3 protein-coding genes and 1 pseudogene are annotated in these 3,417 nt (G+C 41.7%); 1 reads left to right on the top strand and 3 read right to left on the bottom strand.

The genetic code is table 11. From position 1 onward, the window contains the following. The first annotated feature begins 44 nt into the window (after positions 1-44). Positions 45-1,214: a M20 aminoacylase family protein gene (locus HMPREF3034_RS06525; RefSeq protein ID WP_062434190.1), complete on the top strand. Its 1,170-nt coding sequence runs from the start codon at positions 45-47 to the stop codon at positions 1,212-1,214. A gap of 53 nt (positions 1,215-1,267) precedes the next feature. On the opposite strand, the pseudogene HMPREF3034_RS12285 reads toward HMPREF3034_RS06525, so the two are convergent. The 3 genes and pseudogenes from HMPREF3034_RS12285 to HMPREF3034_RS06515 form a co-directional block, all read right to left on the bottom strand. Beyond that, positions 1,268-1,448 (bottom strand): annotated as a pseudogene (locus HMPREF3034_RS12285) (IS1380 family transposase); the annotation flags it as partial. Between the two features lie 374 nt (positions 1,449-1,822). Beyond that, a complete protein-coding gene (locus tag HMPREF3034_RS06520) occupies positions 1,823-2,533 on the bottom strand; it encodes an endonuclease/exonuclease/phosphatase family protein (protein WP_052052787.1) in 711 nt (236 codons plus the stop codon). A 335-nt stretch (positions 2,534-2,868) separates the two neighbouring features. Continuing rightward, the coding region (locus HMPREF3034_RS06515; protein ID WP_062434186.1) for a pilus assembly protein N-terminal domain-containing protein at positions 2,869-3,417 on the bottom strand (549 nt) is incomplete at its 5' end.

Genomic DNA, 3,417 nt, shown 5'->3' with positions numbered 1-3,417 from the left:
GTTTAATTTATAATAGTGTTGCGGAATTAAGGGATATGAGTAAAATGAACGTAAAGCCAATGAAAGAATTGGCTGCTATGTTGCCACTGATGAAACAGTGGATGGAAGCGATGCACCAAGAGCCTGAGCTATCTACCCAAGAGGTAAATACAGGCAAGTATGTTGCCGATCTGCTAAAGAATATGGGCTACGAGGTTCATGAACATGTAGGAAAACATGGCATTGAGGGGGTGGTCGGTGTACTAAGGCATGGCGATGGAAAGAAGAAAATAGGTATTAGAGCCGACATGGATGCCCTCCCTATTCAAGAAATCAATAACCTACCTTATAAAAGTAGGCATGACGGTATTTCTCATCTCTGCGGACACGACGGTCACAGTGCTATGGCACTTGGGGCAGCTAAGTATCTGGCAGACACAAAGCATTTTAATGGTACCGTTTACTTCTATTTTCAGCCTGCCGAAGAGACCATGCAGGGCGGTCCTTCGATGATAGATGATGGACTTTTCACGAAGTTTAATGCCGATAGAATATATGCCATACACAATGTACCAGGGCTACCAAAGGGGGTTCTGCATTTCCATGATGGAGAAACAATGTCGGCTGTAGATAATTGGGAGATACGCTTAATGGGGCGTGGCGGTCATGGTTCTATGCCCGAATTAAGCATTGACCCCGTCGTTGCGGGTGCTTCTTTGGTGATGGCACTACAGACGATTGTAGCACGCAACCTCTCTCCTTGGAATAATGGCGTGGTCACCATCGGCTCATTCCAAGCAGGTAATGCAGGAAATGTTATTCCAGACGAAGCTGTACTCAAGTTGTCTATGCGCAACATGCAGCCCGATGGGCGTAAGCTGGTGTTGCAACGTATTCGTGAGATCACTTCTGCCCAAGCAGAATGCTTTGGATGTAAATATGAAATAAAAGAAGGACAACCCGGAGCAGTACTTGTCAATTCGCACGAAGAAACAGCTTTTGCTGCCGAAGTGGCACGCAAATATTTTGGAGAGGAAAATGTAGTGTACCCTTGCAAGCCGGTGATGAGCAGTGAAGACTTTGCCTTTATGTTGCAAGAACGACCAGGAAGTTACATCATGTTAGGTAATGGTGAAACGCCTATGGTACACAATCCTAAGTACATCTTCGATCAGGAAATCCTTCCCATAGGTGCCTCGCTGTGGGTCGCCTTGTGTGAAGAATATCTAAAGTAGGAGATTGTAGGGTTTCAAAAGAACAGCTTTCTTTCGGGAAGCCAAACTTTTTTTTCTTTCGTCAACTCCTTTATCGCTCTGAGGATAGTATCAGAGCTACAAGTGCGAAGTGTCGGATGAGGCGAGAGGTGGTTCATCAAATGAGTAGTGACATCCTGGGGTACATGAACCGCCACAGAAGTAGATACTCATGAGAGAACGGATGATTTCGTTGTACTGATAACCGAAGGTTTTCGTTAAGCCAGATGAGCAGAGCTAAGTTTACTTAAGCTCTGCCATGGCGAGAAAACGTGCCATGAAATGGAACGAACTACACCTTAGACCGAGGGTTGAGTCGATTACAGATGATAATGTGTTGCTCTTTTAAGTAATTTGAAAGAAAGATTGCATACTTGTTCAATGAATGATGCTTAGTTTGAATACATATATTGACTTTTGAATTTAGTAAGAATCCCTTTCCTTGAATAGGTTGTATTGTATTAGGAATAGGGATTACTCGATAGTCAACCTTTTGAGCATAAGAAACTGCATGCCCAAGTATGAAGAGGCATAATGTTGTATAGAGCAGAATAAAAAGCGGCGTATTTTCATGAATAATGAATTGATTTTTAGAAAATGACTTCGACCATAACCGGTAAATGGTCAGAAGAGTTTTTGATATTACTACTCTTAAAATTTTTGATAACCTGGGTTTGCTGTAGTTTCACCTTGCGTGAATGTTTATACCAAAGTATATAATCTAGACATTCATTGGGCGCAAGTGCAGGATAAGTCGGAGACTGCTCAGATAATACTACCCAATCGAGTCCGAATGTTTTTAAAGTTTCAGAGAGTGGATGTGCATTTAAATCCCCTCCTAAAAAGATGGGTTTATCGCTATGTTTAAAATGTGTGGCGAAGAAGTTGTTAATTGCATTTATTTGGGCTTGATGGGCTTTCTCCTCTACGTCTAAGTGTACAGAAGCAATGATATAAGACGGAGTCTCTATAACGGCCATTACTCTAGGTTCTGTTCCCTCTGCTTTAGGCAATGGAATTGTATATTGGTTTACACACTTTGCCCTATAGAGGATGCCATCACCATAACTGCCACCTTGATAATCCATAGCTTTAGCGAATTTGTATTCGTATGTTGGGAAAAATGAGGCTAATTGTTTTAATTGGTATTCATGTTGGGTTCTTGTTGTCATGCTGTCAAGTTCGTTAAGGCAAATCACATCTGCTTTTTGCTCATGTATGCCGGCAGCAATATTTTTATAGTTGAGAGGATACATAGAATCTCTCATAAAGATAGCAACATTGTATGTCATAATTTTCATACTCGTTCTATGTGATACTAAGGTTTTACACCCTGTTGTGTGTAAGAGTATCATCAAGAGAATAGGGTAGAAAATAGCTCTTTTTTTCATTTTATTTAATCTATTGATGAGAGGTGAAATTTTAGAGTAAAAAGAATGCAGTTTATGGATGCTCTTGGGAGGTTCTGGAGTGAATTAACTGAAATTCCCTAAATTTTAAAAAACACGTTTTGGATCTAACAACCCATTTGGCTAAAAATAAAAGAAACCCCTCAACAATACTTGTAGAAACATGCATTGAAGAGGGGGAGGAGGGGTGTGTAAACACAACACACCAATATATTTAACCACTAAACTTATTTCGACACCGTAACAGCTATGCGTCCCTTAGCACCGACCTTGTCCGTCACAGTCACATCCGTTCTTCCTTCCTTCAAGGCCTTTATTGTTATCGTTGCATCCGTAACAGACACCTCAACAACACTTTTATCTGCGGCCACAGCCTTATAAGGGTAGCGTCCCGACTGAATGTTTACACGCTCGCTTTTGCCAACCGACAATGTCACGTTAGCCTTGCTTACCGTGATGGGTTGAGGATTGCGCGTCGTAACAGTCACCTTTCCTGTTTTCATATTCTTGTCGGTTACCACAATCTCTGTCGTACCCTCTCTTAAGCCAGTAACAGCGATATAGTTATCTTTATTATCCACCCTTACACGGGCAATCTCGTCATTAGCAACCTTTGCTTCGTATGGTGCCGTTCCGTTCTTAATCTCTACGTTCTTTGTTTGAAGAGACGTCAACGTGATTGAAGTAGGGTTGAGCGTAAGTTGCTTCTGCTTCTCCTCCTCTTCTTTCTTTCGTCTTGCTTCTTCTTCCTCCTGCTTCTTCTTCTCTTCCTCCTG

Origin of the sequence: Prevotella sp. DNF00663 (assembly GCF_001553265.1) — a bacterium.
In the GTDB taxonomy this organism is placed as follows: Bacteria; Bacteroidota; Bacteroidia; order Bacteroidales; family Bacteroidaceae; genus Prevotella.
Note: the sequence above shows the minus strand (reverse complement) of the source record. Positions and strands in the feature narration are given on the sequence as shown.

Coding starts and splice junctions, on each gene's coding strand:
- HMPREF3034_RS06525 (WP_062434190.1), top strand. CDS start 45: ATGAACGTAAAGCCAATGAAAGAATTGGCTGCTATGTTGCCACTGATG.
- HMPREF3034_RS06520 (WP_052052787.1), bottom strand. CDS start 2,533: ATGAAAATTATGACATACAATGTTGCTATCTTTATGAGAGATTCTATG.